We start from the raw sequence: 16,829 nt of genomic DNA, 5'->3' as shown, positions 1-16,829 counted from the left end.
ATCATGTTAATGCGACGCTTTATTGCCCTCGGCCTAAGCTTGGCGCTGTTACCCATAACGGCGCTGGCCGAGCCTGCAAAACGTATTATTGCGCTTTCGCCCCATGCGGTTGAAATGCTCTATGCCATTGGCGCGGGGGAGTCGATTGTGGCCGCGACAGATTATGCGGATTATCCCGAAGCGGCGAAAAAAATCCCCAGTATCGGGGGGTATTATGGGATCCAGATTGAGCGGGTATTAGAGTTAAATCCCGATCTGATTGTGGTATGGGATACGGGTAATAAAGCTGAGGATATCAATCAACTCAAAAGCTTAGGTTTTAAACTCTATAGCAGTTCCCCAAAGATGCTTGAGGATGTTGCCAAAGAAATTGAGGAGTTAGGAGCGCTCACGGGGCGCACTGAGCAGGCGAGCCAAGTGGCGGCCGATTATCGCAGTGAGCTGCTGCAATTACGCAGTGAGAATGCCGCGAAATCCGAGCCAAAGGTGTTTTATCAGCTGTGGTCTACGCCGTTAATGACGGTCGCGAAAAACAGTTGGATCCAGCAGATTATCGGTGTGTGTCATGGCAAAAACGTTTTTTACGATGCCGCGAGTGATTACCCGCAGGTGAGTTTAGAGAATGTGTTAATGACCTTGCCCGAGGTGATTTTACAGAGCGAAGAGGAAGGCAATGTCAAAGGGGTTGATTGGAGCAAATGGACCGAAATCCCCGCGGTTAAAAACCAGCATATTTATCAATTAAATGCCGATCTATTACACCGGGCAACACCAAGGGCGCTACTCGGTGTAAAGGCGGTCTGTGATGCTTTGGATAAAGCGCGTTAATCGCATATCACATATTATTCAATTTAATGCAATGTACTGTTTTATTGATATTTATCATCAAAATAATAAGGAAGTTCCATGCATACATTACTGACTTGTTTGTTTATCGCTATGTTATTGCCTTACTTAGCCAAAGGGCCCGTCGCATGGGCAATGGCTAAAGCGGGCGGTTATGATAATCAACATCCGCGTACTCAACAGGCGCAATTAACCGGATTTGGTGCGCGGGCACTCGCTGGGCATCAAAACGCCTTCGAATCTCTACTGATTTTTGGTTTAGCCGTAGTGACAGTTATCGCCACGGGCAAAGTCACTGCGACTGCTGAGTGGTTAGCGGTTGTGCATATCGTTGCGCGGGTGGCGTATCAGATCTTGTATCTGCTGAACAAAGGCACGTTGCGTTCATTGTCTTGGTTTGTGGCGATTTTCAGCGCCTTTGGAGTCTTCTTCCAAGCGTTTTAACGGCCTGAGGTTGGTTAACAGTGATGTGAGTCTCTCAGACCGAAGGAGCTGAGATGAGAGTAGTGGATGCTGAGAATCGAGCCTGGTTTTTGTTTGAACATAAGGGCGAACTTTATCTGGATGCTAACTGCAGTATGAGTGCATTTGGTTATCACTATTTGATCCAATTAAAAGAAGTGGAATCGGCGCGCTATCGTGATATGGGGCGAGCATACTTAACACAACTCGCCTACGACATTCATTATTCGGTGCCGATTGCTGAAAACAGCCGCTCGATTTATCGAGGCAGAGATCAATCCAGAGAATTTGAACCCTTAACTCGTCGTGCTATCCAGCTATGGCGAGAAAGGCTTCCTCCGACAACTTAAGACTGCACTATAGCCTAGGCTTGACTTGCTGTGTCAAAAATCACAACTGATGAATTTATCGTCGATTTTCTGACATTAGTTAAGCGGAACATGATTTATTGTCACTTAAAAATCTATGTCAAATAATCGCTCATTTTTAATGGTTAACAGCCAATTTTGACGGCTAGAGGCTGGCTTTAGTCTCAAATAGCTAAATTGATGTAATTAAAGGTTTTTGTGTTTCTGTATCCTATTGAATAATGGTAGTAATTTGACAATTTCAAGCCATTAAATTGACAGTTTTCTTTATGAAAAACCTCAGTTATATTGCAGTTGTTGATACAATTGTTGAGGTTTGAAAACCATGTTACGTCTAATGACCTATGGCATTGTCGCCTTTGCATCTTGGTTTATTTATCAGGATGTTTCCGACCATTTTGGGATGGAGACCTTTGATAAGGTCTTGGTGGAGAATGTGCAACATAAGGTTGAGGCTCGAAAGGCAAAAGCAGCGGCGGAGCAATACGCACAGCAGCTTAAGCGTCAGGCCGCAGCCGACTGCCAAACGACAAACGCATGCACTCAATAACGGCGATGTATCATCTTTGTTCTTGCTGCGCATAAGTAAGAAGCTGTTCGCCACAGTGTCATAGTAGAGGGGCAAATAATCCTATTTGCCCCTCTTGGGCTTATGAGCCCTAAACCAACTAAAGCAATCCTATTAGAGCAATTGTTTATTCACTGACTACTTTTGTGTGGCGCGGTAGTGGTCGAAGTTTTCGATATAGTCTTCGAGATTGGCGTCAATCATCTCTTTGTAGCGTTCGATATAGTAATCCATCATTTCCTGTTTTTTGGCCTGCATTTGTTCTTTGGATTCAAAGCTGGTGGAGCCAAACCAAGCGTTGTAGCGGGCGACGGCCCACATAAAGGAAGCGCTGACCTCACCGGTTTGGATCTCGGTGTTTTGGTTTTGCTGGTTCGCGAGCTTAATCATCTCGGTGGCACGTTCGTAAAAGGCTTGTTGGTTATCAGACATCAGCAATTCCTATTGTTGGGCAAAGTAAAGAGGGCGTTGAGTGCATCGCCCTTTAGGCTGTTATTAATAACCCTAAGGTATTTTGTGGTTGAGGGACAGTCGTGCGCTTCACAGAATCCGTTGATATCACACCAAAAGGTGGCGCCGAAATGAAATATGGGATAGGCGTAACATTTTTCACAGCTTTAGCGAGCGTCTTTGCCGCAGATGCTTGTTGTTACGCCAGTCAGCTTGATATGACCATTTAGCGCGCGCTCTAGTTAGCGGCAAAGCTCCACATCGCTTGGATAAGGCCATTAGCGACTTCAAAGACCACCATGACTTCAAAGGGCTCCTCGCGGATGCCGCTGATCCGTTCGTGATCGACCACCTTATTGCCGACCACCATACGATTGAGGATCTCGGCGTGCAGATGCGGCAAGTTAAAGCGTTCATTCTGATAGAAATCACTAAAGGCGGCCTTGCCTCGGATCACGGGCTCAGTGGCGGGTGGGCGGTAAATACAAACATCGTCGCTAAAGAGCGCGACAAAGCTTGCAAGATCGTGTTGGTTATAGGCGACTAATTGGGCTTGCACTAAGGCTTCGGCAGTTTGTTCTGCTATCTGGGACATTTGCTGGCTCAAGCTATCTTCCTTCAAAATAGGGGCTAAATCTGACAAGAGACGCTAGCCCGTTAAGGTTTACGAGAAAGGGCTTTCAAACGCAAAATGTCGTTATCTCAGCCTGCTTTCCCGCCATCGCGATTAATGATGAATTTATATTAAATTTTATTATTCCAATGACTTAAGCTGCGTTTGTCCCCAATGTGTGGCAAAGGGCATGGCTTCTTGTGGGGTTAAGGTAAACTCCAGCTCACAACCATCGCCACGGGGCATTTCCCAAAACTTAACCCCATTCGTCTCGAGGGTGAGCTGAAAATACCCAGAGCCGTCGGCTCTTGGGCATTCGGTATCTGGAACCGCATTAGCAAACAACCTTTCTTTAAGTGCAGGAGGGAGCTGATAACTCATGCTTTCTGGCAAGGTTTGCGAGGGTTTATCGGCAATAAACCACTGCCACGGATGGAAAGGTTTACCATCGGCGAGGGAGAAGCTAACAAACTCTTGGCTGATCCCATTGGCGCCAAAACCTGCCGCCCAGCGATATAAGCGCACGCTGAGCCAATGCTGATTAAGGAAAATCGGTTCTGCATAGGTTTCATCTGCCACAAAATGGCCCATTTGCGACAACATTCTGCGGCGAGTATCAAAGGTCTGTGCCAGCTGCGCATCATCGGTGAGCTTTTTCTCAAGCCACTGATTAATGGCGGGAATGCCTTTTTGTGGGCCGTTAAACTCGATACCGACTTCGGTGCCATAGGTCAATGGACGGTATTCAATGGTTTGAAAAGCTTGCCATTTTCCGCGGCTCAGTGAAGGTTTGGTTTCAAGCGGCAGATTGTAGGCATCGGCGCTGCAGTCATCTTGGTTATCCGGGCTGAGTTGGCGTTCAAGCTTTATGGGTAAGGATTTGCCTGAATTATCTTTAAACCAATGGCCGCTGAGTTGCTGCGCCGTAGCGCTATCGAACTGCCAGTTTCCAGTATTGTTTTCTTCTTTCCAAATACCGTTTTGCAGCTCGAGCTGTATTGGGGTTAGGTAGCGTTGATAGTAGTAACTGCCACTGCCGTATTGGTTAAAGCAGACCCTTACACTGCTTTTACCCAGCGTGCCTTGCCAGATTCCTGAGAGTTCATCGGCGGCAAAAGTGCTTAAAGGCAGTGTAGTGGCAAGTAATAGGCTTGAGGACAACAGCTTAAGTAACTTCCGTGTATTCATGTTTTTTCTCTTAAAAGATAATCGCTTATGACGTTATTTGCTGGTTATAAAAAAGTCGCCCTAAGGCGACTCTTAACGGTTTAGATCTCGATAAACGGCAGATTTAGATAGCCGTTTATCGCGTCAAAAGGCCCGTTTATTCGACCTGCCAATCGATTTGTTCGCCAGCGCGAATTGGCACAACGTTGTTGTCGCCAAGTGGGTAACTGACGGGCACATCCCAAGATTTTTTCACTAGGGTGATGGTATCGCTGTTGCGGGGCAGATTGTAAAAATCTGGGCCGTTGAAGCTGGCAAAGGCTTCTAATTTATCCAGCGCATTGACCGATTCAAAGGCTTCGGCGTACAGCTCAATGGCCGCATGGGCAGTATAAGAACCCGCGCAGCCACAGGCGGCTTCTTTACGATCTTTAGCGTGTGGCGCTGAGTCGGTACCGAGGAAGAACTTCTTATTGCCACTGGCCGCGGCGCCTAACAGCGCTTGCTGGTGGGTATTGCGCTTTAAAATCGGCAGGCAATAGAAGTGCGGACGAATACCGCCAGCCAACATATGGTTGCGGTTATAGAGCAAGTGGTGTGCGGTGATCGTGGCGGCCACATTGTCAGACGCTTGAGTCACGAAATCGACCGCATCCTTAGTGGTGATATGCTCGAGAACGATTTTGAGCTTAGGGAAATCGGCCACGATCTTGCTGAGGATATTCTCAATAAACACGCGCTCGCGGTCGAAAATATCAATCGATGAATCAGTCACTTCACCATGCACTAGGAACAACATGCCCACTTCCTGCATCGCTTCGAGGGCGGGGTAGATGTTCTTCAAATCGGTCACGCCAGAATCCGAGTTGGTGGTCGCGCCAGCTGGGTAGAGTTTAGCGGCAACGATTTTGCCCGAGGCTTTGGCTTTACGGATTTCTTCTGGGCTGGTTTTGTCGGTGAGATACAACACCATTAAGGGTTCAAATTGCGAGCCCGCTGGCACTTGCGCCTTGATACGTTCGTAATAAGCCAAGGCGGTTTCGGTATCGATAGCGGGAGGAACTAGGTTAGGCATCACGATAGCGCGGCCCATATAGCGGCTGATATCGCGAACCGTGTCTTTTAATTGTGCGCCGTCTCTTAGGTGAATGTGCCAGTCGTCAGGACGAGTAATAGTGAGTGTTGTCATAGGGCGATTCATCTTGTTGAATGTTTCTGCTGCGAGGGTGGCAGGATCTTATGTGGCAAGGATTTAGCTGTAAAGGGAAACTCAGCCATTTCACCAATAAAAGTGTTAACGCATGTTGAGTGCCTGCACTCCGTCTTACTCCTATGTTCACAAACCGCTTTTCAGCGGACACTTTCGCGAAAACCTGCGGACACTTTCTAATAAAGCCCTAGGTGTCCGCGGACACTTTTATCTTAAATATTACTTAACTTCATGAAAATAAATGCTTTAACGAGATTGGCATAGGCGTTGCTATTACTGGATATCGATTTTTAATAGTGTCCGTAGCGATGGGCCTATCCAGCCCTCCGACAGGGAAGCGAGAAACGCCATGATTAAAGATACCAGCGGCCAAGATAAAGTCCTTGTGCCATCGACCGCCAAACGCCTCAAGTTGCCTCTGATGATTGGCGGCTGCACCTTACTGGTTAGCGCCTTAGTGTGGGCCAGTTTTGGTAGCGATAAAGTCAGCCAGTCCATCAGCCGCAGCGAGCTCACTACCGCAACTTTGTACGTTGGCACGCTCACTCGAGATGTGGCCACCACGGGTAAAATTGTTGCTGCCAATGCGCCAATCCTCTACAGCACCGAAGAAGGCACAGTGACGCTACTGAGCAACCCTGGGGATAGCGTCAGCAAAGGTGATGTAGTCGCAAAGCTGGATAGTCCAAGATTAACCAATCAATTAGAACAGGCGAAATCGCTATTGGCGGGATTAGAGAGCGCCCTTGAGCGTGCCAAGCTAGATGCCAGACGTAACCAATTACAAGTCAATCAAACTTTAGACATGGCCTCAGTCGATTTGGAAGCGGCCGATCGGGAGAGCCGTCGCGGGGATTTATTGATCCAATCTAAACTGATCAGCCAAATCGACTATGAGAAGGGCAAGGACGATCTGCACAAGGCAAAACTCAAGTTTAAGCATGCGGAGCAGGAAGTGGCCTTAACCAAGGAAACCTTAACCTTTGAGGTGAAAAACAAGGCCTTGGAAATGGAGCGTCAGAGTCTGGCGGTAAAAGAGCTTGAGCGTCAGGTCGACGCCTTAAATATCAAGGCGCCGGTGAGCGGCATTATTGGTAACTGGTTGACCGAGCAAAAAACGCGTCTGAGCGCCAATCAGCCCATCCTGACTGTGGTCGATTTAAGTGCCTATGAGGCCGAGTTGGCGGTGCCTGAATCCTACGCCGACGAGTTAGGGCTCGGAATGGAGGTCGAACTGAGCTTCGGTGAAGTCAAACTCATGGGCAAGTTATCGTCGATTTCCCCCGAAGTGCGTAACCGTGAAGTGACCGCCAGAGTGCAGTTTGTCCAGAGCGAAAGCTTGAAGCTGCGCCAAAACCAACGGATCTCCGCCCGAGTCTTACTCGAACACAGGGCGAATGTGTTGATGGTTAAACGCGGTACCTTTATGACCAGCGGTGGCGGCGATGAGGTGTATCAAGTCGAAGGCGATATTGCTACCCGCCGCGAGATTAAGCTTGGCAGCACCAGCATGAGTCAGGTGGAAGTGATCGAAGGCGGTAAAGCGGGTGACGAATGGGTGATCTCCAGTGTTGAGCCCTTCAACCATGCCGAACAGGTCAAAATGCATTGATGACCGATAGTCAAAAATTACTTATTAATCAAATTGATGTAATTAACGCCGCTCTGGCTAAAAAGTCTGCGGCTAAGGTGTACAAGGAGTTCATTATGCGTACTAAAAACGTCGATCTTGGTCTGCTGATGTCATCCAAATTGTTTGGTGTTCTGGCCTTGGCCCTACTGGTCGTGGCGGTTGAGCTGGGCATAGGTGAGGCCAATAGCTGGTTTTTCCTCGGTTTAAATATTTTGGAATGGACGAATCCCTTAGAAGAGGCGCGCCAAGTGGGTGATGTCTCGATGGAAAGTGTGAGCTTTATATTCGCTTGTCTCAATGGGTTGTTCGATGCCTTGAGTGGGTTGGTGATGGGCCGTTTTGCGGGGTAATGGTTTTGTGTTAGCCGTTACCGCTTAAAGATAAAGAAAATACTGGCGCGTTTTATAAGCCGTTTGCGCGCAAAGATAAAAATTAATCAAGGAAATTAAAATGTTATCAATGAAGAATATCAGCAAGGTTTTTAAAACGGACTTAGTGGAAACCCACGCGCTGCGGGATTTCAACCTTGAGGTGAATGAAGGCGAGTTTGTGGCTGTAACTGGCCCTTCGGGATCAGGCAAAACCACCTTCTTAAATATCGCAGGCTTGCTCGAAGGCTTCACCCATGGGGATTATTTTTTAGATGGGATTAATGTCTCTAACCTTAGTGATAACAAGAGTGCCGCCGTACGCAACGAGAAGATTGGCTTTATCTTCCAAGGCTTTAACTTGATCCCCGATCTTAACCTCGCGGAAAACATTGAAGTGCCGCTGCGCTACCGTGGTTTCAGTGCCAAGGAGCGTAAACGCCGTGTGGAGCAAGCGTTAGAGCAAGTGGGCTTAGGTGCGCGGATGAAGCATTTACCGACCCAATTATCCGGTGGTCAGCAGCAAAGGGTGGCGATTGCCCGCGCTTTAGCAGGGGAGCCGCGTTTTCTGCTTGCCGACGAACCTACGGGTAACCTCGACAGCTTAATGGCCCGCCAAGTGATGGAATTATTAGAGAATATTAACCAATCTGGCACCACGATCATCATGGTGACCCACGATCCTGAACTGGCCCGCCGTGCCCAGCGCAATATTCAAATAGTCGATGGTCAAGTCTGCGACTTTACCATGTATCAACCCGATGCGGCCCGCAGTGCAAGCCACGGCAGTGTCGATAAACTGGTTGCTAACGCCCAAGGCTAGGAGCGGTTATGTTCTTCTATTATTTAGATTTAGCTTGGCGTAGCATCAAAAAAACGCCCATGTTGTCGGCATTGATGATCATGGCGATTTCCATCGGCATCGGTATCACCATCACTACACTCAATATCTACAAAATGATGTCGATTAACCCAGCGGGGGAGAAGTCGGGCCAATTGTTTGCGGTGCAGCTGTGGAGCCAAGGGCCTGATGCCTGGGATCGCTTCGATCAACAGATCACCTATCAAGACGGGATGAACTTACTCAAGAGTGATATTCCGAGCCTGCAAACCACCATGTTTCGCACGGGCGGCGCGGTGCAAACCGAAGATCCGGCTTTTTTACCCGTGCTGCAATCTCGGGTTAGGGTAACCAATAACGACTTTTTCCCACTGTTTGGCCTCGAGTTTCAATACGGTCAGGCATGGGATGACAGTGTCGATAAAGATGCTCGCTACGAAGTGGTGTTGACCGATGAGCTAAATAAGACCCTATTTGCGGGCCAAAATAGTGTCGGCAAGACGATTTATTTCAATGCTAAACCGTACCAAGTGGTTGGGGTGCTTAAGCCTTGGGAGCCGAGTCCAAACTATTACGACCTTAACAACGGTGCCTTTGGCAATGTGGATACCTTGTTTGTGCCCTACAGTTTGGCACCGATTGAGGAGTACGCCAGTTGGGGTAATACCAACGGCTGGAACTATGAAAGCATCAACAACTATGCACAGCGTTTAACCTCGGAAAAGCATTGGACGCAATATTGGGTGCAACTGGATACGCCTGAGCAAGTGGCTGAGTACCGTCAGTGGGTACGCCAATATATTGAACAACAAAAGAAATTAGGCCGCTTTAGCTCACCTAAGGCTGATGTGCAGTTGTCCGATGTTGACCAATGGTTAGCCATCAATAAAGTGGTGCCTGAGGATAACAAGGTGCTGGTGGGCCTGAGCGCACTCTTCTTAATTGTTTGTTTAGTCAATATGTTAGGTCTATTGCTGTCTAAGTTTTTACGCCGTGCTCCCGAGATCGGCGTGCGCCGAGCCATCGGCGCCAGCCAAGGGCAGATCTTTGCCCAACATATGGTGGAAGTGTCCTTGATGGGATTATTCGGCGGTTTACTCGGCTTAGCTTGGGCCTGGGGCTCACTGATGCTGCTGACGAAGAAGTTTCAGTTGGAGGCATCTTTAACTCACCTCGATACCAGCATGTGGTTGATAGCCCCTTTGATCGCGATTTTGGCGGCTGTGGTGGCTGGCATCTACCCCGCGTGGCGTGTGTGTACGACTAACCCTAGTGTTTATCTTAAGAGCCAATAATCGGGGGCAATATGTTACATATCAAACCTATTCTCAGCAGTTTATTACGCAGTAAAAGTGGCCCTTTGTTGCTGTTATTACAGATCATTTTATCTGTGGCTATCGTCGCTAATGCCAGCTTTATCATCGCCGAGCGCCTGAATTTAATGGCGCGGGATTCGGGGGTTGTTGAAAGCGAAGTCTTCGATTTCAGTATTTATCATTTTGATAAATCAACGGATTTAGTCGCGCAGGATAAACGAGATTTAGAGATCATCCGTGCGATCCCGGGCGTTATCGATGTGGCGCCCACCTCTATGGCTCCCCTGAGCGGTGGCGGTTGGTCGAGTAACTTTACGCTGGGGCCTGAGGAGCGCGCTAAATCTACGCCCAATACGGGCATGTATATGAGTGATGAGCATTTCATCAACTCCCTAGGACTGAAGTTAGTCGAAGGACGTAACTTCTATCCCCAGGAGATCACCACAGAGTTGCTGGAAGATGGTGGCAAGATGATCGTCACTAAAGCCTTTGCCGATAAGGTGTGGCCAAATGAGACTGCGCTCGGCAAGAGCGTATATATGGGCACGCAGCACTTTGTGGTGATAGGGGTGTTGGAGCGCTTACAAACGGCGTGGGTGGATAACAAAAACCTAGAGTTTAGCTCAGTGTTGTCGGTGAATTATCCCGCTGACTATAAACGCTATTTAGTGAGAGCTAAGTCGAGCGATATGGCCCGCCTCAAGGAAGTCATTCCCGAGCTGTTGCATAAGGAATATCCGAGCCGCGTGGTCGAAGGTTTTACGACCATGGGAGAGCGCCGTATCGAGGCGTACCGTGACCATGAGTTAATGGCAACCGTACTGACCATGATGGTGGTGTTACTGCTGCTGATCACATCCCTTGGGGTGACAGGCATGGTGATGTTTAATATCCAGCGCCGCACTAAGCAAATCGGCACTCGCCGCGCGTTAGGGGCGAAAAAACGGGATATTATCAGCTACTTCCTCGTAGAGAACTATCTGCTCTGCTTGCTCGGCGGTGGCATTGGTGTGCTGTTAGCGATTCAGCTCGGCCAGCAATTGATGAGTCTCTATAGCCTGCCGATGTTGGAGATAGTCTATCCATTGCTGACTGTGGCGGGGCTGTTTGCGGTAACTACCCTTGCGGTGTACTTGCCAGCTCGCAAGGCCGCTAAGATTTCTCCTGCGACAGCCACCCGCAGTGTTTAAATAGGATGAAGGGCATTAAGTGCAATAACATTAGGATGTTATTGCACTTTTTGTTACTTTAAGGTTAATAGTTTTACTCTGGACGCACATGCTCACATGGACACTATTCTGATTGTCGACGATAACCATGCCATCTGTCAGGCCTTAGGCTTAATGCTGGAGATCAATGGTTATCAGGTGTTGACTTGTCATACGCCCGAAGATGCCCTTAGCCTAATGGCAACCCAAGATGTTGATTTGGTTATCCAAGATATGAACTTCACCCGCGATACCACCTCGGGTGAAGAAGGGCGACAGTTGTTTTATGCCCTGCGTGAGCGTCAGCAAGATCTGCCGATCATCCTGATGACGGCATGGACCCAGCTAGAAACTGCGGTCGAGTTAGTTAAAGCGGGCGCCGCCGATTATATGGGCAAACCGTGGGATGATGCTAAGTTACTCAACAGTATCACTAATTTAATTGCGTTACATAAACTTGCCCGTGCAAACCAGCAGCTCGAACGGGTGAATTCCCAGCGTCAGGTGGCGATCGCCGATGCGGATCTCTGCGGAATCGTGTTTGGCAGTGGCGCTATGCAGCGCTGTATCGACTTAGCCTTACAACTGGCGCGCTCCGATGTGTCAGTGTTGATAACCGGCCCCAATGGTGCGGGTAAAGACAAGCTTGCCGATATTATTCACGCCAATTCCCCTTTAAAAAACAAACCTTTTATCAAGGTAAATGTGGGCGCCTTGCCGATGGAGTTACTCGAAGCTGAACTCTTTGGTGCCGAGGCGGGGGCTTTTACGGGCGCCAATAAGGCGCGTATTGGTCGCTTTGAGGCGGCCGATGGTGGCACGCTGTTTTTGGACGAAATTGGCAATTTACCTCTGTCGGGCCAAGTGAAATTGCTGCGGGTATTACAAACCGGGGAATTCGAGCGCTTAGGCAGCCATAAAACCTTAAAGGTGAAGGTGAGGGTGATCAGTGCGACTAACGCCGACCTGGCCCAAGATATTGCCGAGGGGCGTTTCCGTGAGGACTTATTCTATCGTTTGAATGTGATTGAATTGGCCTTACCGCCGCTGAATCAACGCATTGACGATATCTTGCCCTTAGTGAAGCATTTTGTCGGCGAGGGTTTTAGCCTGAGTAAACCAGCGCAGCAAGCCCTGTTGAATCACCGCTGGCCGGGCAATGTGCGCGAGTTGGAAAACGCCTGCAAACGTGCGGCGCTGTTGGCAAAAAGCCGAGTGTTAACCGAAGTCGATTTTGGTTTACCGCCCGCGCATGGCCACCATCAAACTAGCCATCAAATGAGTCATCATGCTAGCCATATGAGTGTCGCGCCCCTTGGGCAGACTCGGCCCTTAGTCACGCCACTTGAACCGCAATCCATGGCGAATCCACCGATTGAGCAGGAGAGCAATGAGACGACGGATGTGAGCCGTGAGCAGATTGAAATGGCCTTAAGGCAACACAAGGGCGTGATTGCGCGCGTGGCGAAATCCTTAGGGTTGAGTCGCCAAGCCTTGTATCGCCGCATGGACAAATTTGGCTTAGAGAAGTAACGATTGGCTGCATAATGGGTGGCGATTAGGCGGGAATTAACGTGCTACTGCGAACAAAATTAATCATTTATTCAACAGCTTGTTGTGCTTTGGGTGTGTTACTCACCCTAGGCGCCATGAGTTATCGCTCGTCAGTTTCCTCTCTTGTGGAGGATGCTCCCCATACGTTGCCCGATATTACCGTGCCAGAGCTGGATTTGGCGCAGCTCGAAGATGCGGTGGCCGCAATCGAATCGACGATTAAGGATACTGAGCAATTTCAAAAGGCACTCTCATTGCAGGAGCGCTTGAAGACAGAGCAAATCAAACACGAGTTGCAAAAGTTAGAGCAACTAAAGCAAGAGCAAGTGCAGATTAAGCTCTATAAACTCGATCGTTTGAAGGATGGGCTTTTTAGTCCCGCCCCCCATCCTATTGAGGCGCCACCAATGGTTGCGCCTGTTGAACCTGTGATCCCCGCCGAATTTAGCCTGTCGGAACACACTCAGTCGATGCCAGCAGTATTTGATATGCTGCTGATATTGCTGCTGGCCTGTGGTAGCTGCGCGCTTGGGGTTGCTTGGTTTACTCGTCATTTAGCTCGCAGTCTCAATGCCTTAGAGGTTGGTTTACTCAACTTTAACGACAATGACTTTAGCGTGAGCATTCCGGCAAATGGGGAGGGACAGCTGAAAGCATTGGCGGAATTATTCAATGATTCGGCGGCTAAGCTGCGCCAAGAGCGGCAATATATTTACCAGCGGGAACTGCTGCTGGATAAGGTGATTCAAAGTTCTCCGAATGTGATGCTGCTGTTTAACTATCACCAAAAACTCATGTATGCCAACGATGCGGCGCGGCATCTTTTTCATATCAAAGGCAAGATGGAAGGCTTAAGCCTCGATGAGCTGCTGCAAGACTTACCCGAAGCGCTTGCCTTGGCACTTAAGCAAGAAAAGAGCGGCCTGTTTACCATGGGTGAGGATGATACTGAGACTTGGTATCTGAGCCGTGGCCAGTTTTTACTGAATAACCAACAGCATAACTTAATCTTGCTCAAGCAGATGACCCGAGAGCTCAATCGTCAGGAAGTGGCGGTATGGAAGAAGGTGATCCGCATTATCAGCCATGAGTTGAATAACTCTGTTGCGCCCATCGCCTCCATGGTGAACTCGGGGCGTTTACTGACGAAAGATCTCGATAATCCCAAGCTTAAGCTGATATTCGACACCATAGAGAGTCGAACGAATCACTTGAGCCAGTTTATTTTCAATTATGCGCGCTTTGCTAAACTGCCTTTACCGCAGCGACGTGACGTGCCGTGGCAGCAGCTTATCGAACATTTAACCCAACATTATCCTTTTACCTTAGCCAATGAGTTACCCGCAGAGATGGGCTATTTCGACCAAGGGCAAATGGAGCAGGTTCTGCTGAATTTACTGAAAAATGCCCATGAATCAGGTTCCAATCCCGATGAAGTCACGCTCTCGATTCGCTACCAAACCATGGTGGATGGGGCGGGCTTTAGTATCAAAATCGAGGATCGCGGCAGCGGTATGTCCGAGGAAGTGTTAGAGCAAGCCCTATTGCCCTTTTACTCGACTAAACAATCGGGCACGGGGTTAGGTCTGCCCCTTTGCCGCGAAATTATCGAAGCCCACGATGGCAGCATTAGCATGCATAATCGCAGCGACGGTGGTCTGTCGGTACATTTGTGGCTGCCGCAATAAACCGCCTTTAAGTGTGTATCAAGAGGTTTCACTCCTCAGCCGAATGTATTACCCAAATGGGCTATTTTGCGGTTTTTACCTTAGCTTTTCGGGCTAATTTGCCCCTCCCTCTAATGACGACAGATCGGCTGTCCTGTTACCCTGCGTAAGCGAAAATGTTGACTAAGGGCTTGTCCTTGGTTCGGCTTTGGATATCGCGTAATGGGTGGCTTTCATCAACAGGGAGAGGAAAGTGAGATCGTTAAAAAAGCGGTTGTTCGTCTGCATCTTGTGTCCCTTGCTGTTTGTCAGTTCCCCCAGTGTTTTGGCCGATGATGACATTGAAATCAGTGGATTAGTCATAGACAGAACCTTAACCCGTTTTGGTAAAGATTTTGGCTTTTACTATTCAAGTTATTGGCGCGAATTGCCCTTTACCCAAGGCTTTAACGTGACCCTGTATGAAACCGTGTTTCCGCAGGCGGGCACGGTTTTAACCTTGGAGGTCAACGGTACGCGCATCTATACCACGCACTTTGGTCGCCGCGCCAATCCGATTAAGGAAAGCGCAGAGCAGGCCATATTGCTGACCATTGATTACTTAGCTCAGGTTCGAGCTAATGCCATTACGGGTGATTTTTCAGGAACAACGGACGACTTTTAGGATAATAATAATGACTTACAGGACGTTACTTTCTCTTGCCGTGCTCTGCATGGCATGCACAAGCCAAGCAACCGAATTAATCTATACCCCTGTGAATCCCAGCTTTGGCGGTAATCCGCTCAATGGCGCCTTTCTGCTGAATAAAGCGCAGGCTCAAAACGATAACAAAGCCAGCTCGACCGAGAAGGACTTTGTTACCCGCTTTAAGGAATCCTTAGAACGCAACATCATCAACTCTATCACCCGTGGCGTGGCCGATGGGGAAATCACCGATGGCGTGTACGATACCGGTGATTTTCGTATTGAAGTGGCTTCCACTGGCACTGGAGTGATGCTGACCATCACGAATATCGAAACCGGTGAAGTGACAGTGATTGAAATGCCAACCTTCGGAGGCGGAAACTAATGACTCGTTTCATCTTTATCGCCCTGATGCTGCTGAGTATGTCAGCCTGTAGCTTGATCCCAAAGCCTGACTTAAATATCACGCCCGCACAGGTGAACCCCGTGAGTGAGGTGATGAAGGGATTACAGAGTCAGCCTGGGCCTAAGTTTCCTATCCCTGTGGCCGTGTATTCATTTCGCGACCAAACGGGCCAGTATAAGCCTCAGGCGAACGTGAGTTCCTTCTCCACGGCGGTCACGCAAGGGGCAACCTCTATGTTGATGCAAACCTTGCTCGACTCGAAATGGTTTACCCCCGTCGAGCGTGAGGGCCTGCAAAATCTACTGACCGAGCGCAAAATCAGCAACAAACAAAATGGCACCAAGGGCGATGATATTCCGGTGTTATCGACGGCGAGATTGCTATTAGAAGGTGGCATTATCAGCTACGAGACCAACACCAGCACTGGCGGCACTGGGGTGGAATACTATGGCATCGGCGCCTCGGAAATGTACCGTGAGGATTTAGTCACTATCTATCTGCGCGCGGTCGATGTGCACACGGGTAAAGTGATGATGTCTGTATCTACGAGTAAAAGGGTACTTTCGCAGGAAATGCGTGCAGGCCTGTTCCGCTATACCAGTTTGAATCGTTTGGCCGAGGCAGAAGTCGGTTTTACCACTAACGAACCCGTGCAATTTTGCGTGCTGCAGGCCATCGAACTCGCGGTCGCCGAGTTGATTGATAAGGGCATTAAGCAAGGTTATTGGAGTCAGGCTCAGGTGACACCACCCGCTGAAAGACAGCAGGAGTTGAGCCAAGGTTAATTCCCATTGCGATAACAAGCACCGAGCCAGCGACATGTCTGGCTCGGTTTTTTTATGGTTAATCGGACTGTAACGCCTTCCAAAACAGCGCAAAGCTGGCATCGCGATAATGCTTATCTTTGCCTAATTCTGGATTATCGATAAAAAAGCGCGTGGCGGCCAAGTATTGGCCGTGACAGTTTTCAAGCATTAAATCAACGGGATAGTGGGCAATCAATCCCATCAGTTGCCCCTGTTTTATCAATTGCGCGATAAAGCCTAAGATGCTGTTCATCGCCTGCTCGCGAATATGCACTGCTATCTGCGGCGACATAGAATACTGCTGGAAAAACAACTGTTTGACTGGATTTTCAATCGACCAATCGATCGCACTCTGCCAAAGCGTTTCGGCATTGTGTTTAAGATCTTGCCCCTCACCGACCTTTAATAACAAGGCATCGGCAAATTCTTGCTTGATGGTAAGAAACAGGCTTTCCATCAGTGCTTCCTTGGTCGGAAAATGATGGAACAGGGTGCCCGTGGCGACGCCCGCCTGCTTGGCTATCGATGCGGTCGAGGTGCCATGAAACCCTTGGTCGACAAATAAGCGTAAGGCGGTCTCCAAAATGGCCTGACGTTTATCTGTCATGGGTTTAGTGTCTGTATCTGTTGGTAATAAGCTCGGCATAACCCCTCCTAAGTG

The 16,829-nt window shown here is 48.9% G+C and carries 19 protein-coding genes; 14 read left to right on the top strand and 5 right to left on the bottom strand.

The window, feature by feature from the left end; translation table 11 throughout:
- The first annotated feature begins 3 nt into the window (after nt 1-3).
- The 4 genes from L2713_RS07650 to L2713_RS07635 all read left to right on the top strand — a co-directional run bounded on the left by L2713_RS07650 (nt 4) and on the right by L2713_RS07635 (nt 2,226).
- Nucleotides 4-828 carry a cobalamin-binding protein gene (locus L2713_RS07650; protein ID WP_248967483.1) on the top strand — a complete coding sequence of 275 codons (825 nt, stop codon included), beginning with the start codon at nt 4-6 and terminating at the stop codon, nt 826-828.
- A gap of 78 nt (nt 829-906) precedes the next feature.
- Nucleotides 907-1,290, top strand: a complete 384-nt coding sequence (locus L2713_RS07645) for an MAPEG family protein (protein ID WP_248967482.1) — start codon at nt 907-909, stop codon at nt 1,288-1,290.
- Between the two features lie 53 nt (nt 1,291-1,343).
- Nucleotides 1,344-1,658, top strand: coding sequence for a hypothetical protein (locus L2713_RS07640; protein WP_248967481.1), 315 nt, complete (start codon nt 1,344-1,346; stop codon nt 1,656-1,658).
- 343 nt (nt 1,659-2,001) lie between these two features.
- Nucleotides 2,002-2,226 carry a hypothetical protein gene (locus L2713_RS07635; RefSeq protein WP_011621646.1) on the top strand — a complete coding sequence of 75 codons (225 nt, stop codon included), beginning with the start codon at nt 2,002-2,004 and terminating at the stop codon, nt 2,224-2,226.
- Between the two features lie 156 nt (nt 2,227-2,382).
- On the opposite strand, the gene L2713_RS07630 is transcribed toward L2713_RS07635, so the two are convergent.
- From L2713_RS07630 to pyrC, 4 genes are all read right to left on the bottom strand, one after another.
- On the bottom strand, nt 2,383-2,676 hold the full coding sequence (locus L2713_RS07630) for a DUF3144 domain-containing protein (protein ID WP_011621652.1): 294 nt from the start codon (nt 2,674-2,676) through the stop codon (nt 2,383-2,385).
- Nucleotides 2,677-2,932: 256 nt separating this feature from the next.
- A complete protein-coding gene (locus L2713_RS07625; protein WP_248967590.1) occupies nt 2,933-3,289 on the bottom strand; it encodes a nuclear transport factor 2 family protein in 357 nt (118 codons plus the stop codon).
- 159 nt (nt 3,290-3,448) lie between these two features.
- Nucleotides 3,449-4,495 carry a hypothetical protein gene (locus L2713_RS07620; protein ID WP_248967480.1) on the bottom strand — a complete coding sequence of 349 codons (1,047 nt, stop codon included), beginning with the start codon at nt 4,493-4,495 and terminating at the stop codon, nt 3,449-3,451.
- A gap of 136 nt (nt 4,496-4,631) precedes the next feature.
- Nucleotides 4,632-5,663, bottom strand: coding sequence for a dihydroorotase (gene pyrC, locus L2713_RS07615; protein ID WP_248967479.1), 1,032 nt, complete (start codon nt 5,661-5,663; stop codon nt 4,632-4,634).
- 370 nt (nt 5,664-6,033) lie between these two features.
- On the opposite strand from pyrC, the gene L2713_RS07610 reads away from it, so the two are divergent.
- From L2713_RS07610 to L2713_RS07565, 10 genes are all read left to right on the top strand, one after another.
- Nucleotides 6,034-7,296 carry an efflux RND transporter periplasmic adaptor subunit gene (locus L2713_RS07610; protein ID WP_248967478.1) on the top strand — a complete coding sequence of 421 codons (1,263 nt, stop codon included), beginning with the start codon at nt 6,034-6,036 and terminating at the stop codon, nt 7,294-7,296.
- Between the two features lie 95 nt (nt 7,297-7,391).
- Nucleotides 7,392-7,667: a hypothetical protein gene (locus tag L2713_RS07605; protein ID WP_041408976.1), complete on the top strand. Its 276-nt coding sequence runs from the start codon at nt 7,392-7,394 to the stop codon at nt 7,665-7,667.
- Nucleotides 7,668-7,767: 100 nt separating this feature from the next.
- Entirely contained in the window at nt 7,768-8,508 is a 741-nt protein-coding gene (locus L2713_RS07600; protein ID WP_248967477.1) for an ABC transporter ATP-binding protein, read from the top strand.
- 8 nt (nt 8,509-8,516) lie between these two features.
- Nucleotides 8,517-9,821 carry an ABC transporter permease gene (locus L2713_RS07595; protein WP_248967476.1) on the top strand — a complete coding sequence of 435 codons (1,305 nt, stop codon included), beginning with the start codon at nt 8,517-8,519 and terminating at the stop codon, nt 9,819-9,821.
- 11 nt (nt 9,822-9,832) lie between these two features.
- Complete coding sequence (locus L2713_RS07590; protein ID WP_248967475.1) at nt 9,833-11,032, top strand: ABC transporter permease; 1,200 nt, start codon at nt 9,833-9,835, stop codon at nt 11,030-11,032.
- A gap of 96 nt (nt 11,033-11,128) precedes the next feature.
- Entirely contained in the window at nt 11,129-12,583 is a 1,455-nt protein-coding gene (locus L2713_RS07585; RefSeq protein ID WP_248967474.1) for a sigma-54-dependent transcriptional regulator, read from the top strand.
- A 41-nt stretch (nt 12,584-12,624) separates the two neighbouring features.
- Nucleotides 12,625-14,292 (top strand): sensor histidine kinase, encoded by a 1,668-nt coding sequence (locus L2713_RS07580; protein ID WP_248967473.1) that lies wholly within the window; start codon nt 12,625-12,627, stop codon nt 14,290-14,292.
- Nucleotides 14,293-14,524: 232 nt separating this feature from the next.
- Nucleotides 14,525-14,935, top strand: a complete 411-nt coding sequence (locus tag L2713_RS07575) for a curli production assembly/transport protein CsgE (RefSeq protein ID WP_088210324.1) — start codon at nt 14,525-14,527, stop codon at nt 14,933-14,935.
- Between the two features lie 10 nt (nt 14,936-14,945).
- Entirely contained in the window at nt 14,946-15,341 is a 396-nt protein-coding gene (locus L2713_RS07570) for a curli assembly protein CsgF (RefSeq protein WP_088210325.1), read from the top strand.
- Nucleotides 15,341-16,147 carry a CsgG/HfaB family protein gene (locus tag L2713_RS07565; RefSeq protein WP_248967472.1) on the top strand — a complete coding sequence of 269 codons (807 nt, stop codon included), beginning with the start codon at nt 15,341-15,343 and terminating at the stop codon, nt 16,145-16,147. Before L2713_RS07570 ends, L2713_RS07565 begins: the two co-directional genes overlap by 1 nt.
- Before the next feature lie 58 nt (nt 16,148-16,205).
- Here the strand turns inward: L2713_RS07565 and L2713_RS07560 are convergent, their stop codons facing one another.
- On the bottom strand, nt 16,206-16,814 hold the full coding sequence (locus L2713_RS07560; RefSeq protein ID WP_089067117.1) for a TetR/AcrR family transcriptional regulator: 609 nt from the start codon (nt 16,812-16,814) through the stop codon (nt 16,206-16,208).
- Nucleotides 16,815-16,829: the final 15 nt, after the last annotated feature.

This window comes from Shewanella seohaensis, from assembly GCF_023283775.1.
Taxonomy (GTDB): Bacteria; Pseudomonadota; Gammaproteobacteria; order Enterobacterales; family Shewanellaceae; genus Shewanella; species Shewanella seohaensis.
The sequence above is the reverse complement of the archived record's forward strand: the minus strand, read 5'-3'. Positions and strand labels throughout refer to the sequence as shown.

What these genes read in the sequence shown, in the direction of transcription:
- L2713_RS07650 (WP_248967483.1), top strand. Translation starts at nt 4, where the DNA reads ATGTTAATGCGACGCTTTATTGCCCTCGGCCTAAGCTTGGCGCTGTTA.
- L2713_RS07645 (WP_248967482.1), top strand. Translation starts at nt 907, where the DNA reads ATGCATACATTACTGACTTGTTTGTTTATCGCTATGTTATTGCCTTAC.
- L2713_RS07640 (WP_248967481.1), top strand. Translation starts at nt 1,344, where the DNA reads ATGAGAGTAGTGGATGCTGAGAATCGAGCCTGGTTTTTGTTTGAACAT.
- L2713_RS07635 (WP_011621646.1), top strand. Translation starts at nt 2,002, where the DNA reads ATGTTACGTCTAATGACCTATGGCATTGTCGCCTTTGCATCTTGGTTT.
- L2713_RS07630 (WP_011621652.1), bottom strand. Translation starts at nt 2,676, where the DNA reads ATGTCTGATAACCAACAAGCCTTTTACGAACGTGCCACCGAGATGATT.
- L2713_RS07625 (WP_248967590.1), bottom strand. Translation starts at nt 3,289, where the DNA reads ATGTCCCAGATAGCAGAACAAACTGCCGAAGCCTTAGTGCAAGCCCAA.
- L2713_RS07620 (WP_248967480.1), bottom strand. Translation starts at nt 4,495, where the DNA reads ATGAATACACGGAAGTTACTTAAGCTGTTGTCCTCAAGCCTATTACTT.
- pyrC (WP_248967479.1), bottom strand. Translation starts at nt 5,663, where the DNA reads ATGACAACACTCACTATTACTCGTCCTGACGACTGGCACATTCACCTA.
- L2713_RS07610 (WP_248967478.1), top strand. Translation starts at nt 6,034, where the DNA reads ATGATTAAAGATACCAGCGGCCAAGATAAAGTCCTTGTGCCATCGACC.
- L2713_RS07605 (WP_041408976.1), top strand. Translation starts at nt 7,392, where the DNA reads ATGCGTACTAAAAACGTCGATCTTGGTCTGCTGATGTCATCCAAATTG.
- L2713_RS07600 (WP_248967477.1), top strand. Translation starts at nt 7,768, where the DNA reads ATGTTATCAATGAAGAATATCAGCAAGGTTTTTAAAACGGACTTAGTG.
- L2713_RS07595 (WP_248967476.1), top strand. Translation starts at nt 8,517, where the DNA reads ATGTTCTTCTATTATTTAGATTTAGCTTGGCGTAGCATCAAAAAAACG.
- L2713_RS07590 (WP_248967475.1), top strand. Translation starts at nt 9,833, where the DNA reads ATGTTACATATCAAACCTATTCTCAGCAGTTTATTACGCAGTAAAAGT.
- L2713_RS07585 (WP_248967474.1), top strand. Translation starts at nt 11,129, where the DNA reads ATGGACACTATTCTGATTGTCGACGATAACCATGCCATCTGTCAGGCC.
- L2713_RS07570 (WP_088210325.1), top strand. Translation starts at nt 14,946, where the DNA reads ATGACTTACAGGACGTTACTTTCTCTTGCCGTGCTCTGCATGGCATGC.
- L2713_RS07565 (WP_248967472.1), top strand. Translation starts at nt 15,341, where the DNA reads ATGACTCGTTTCATCTTTATCGCCCTGATGCTGCTGAGTATGTCAGCC.
- L2713_RS07560 (WP_089067117.1), bottom strand. Translation starts at nt 16,814, where the DNA reads ATGCCGAGCTTATTACCAACAGATACAGACACTAAACCCATGACAGAT.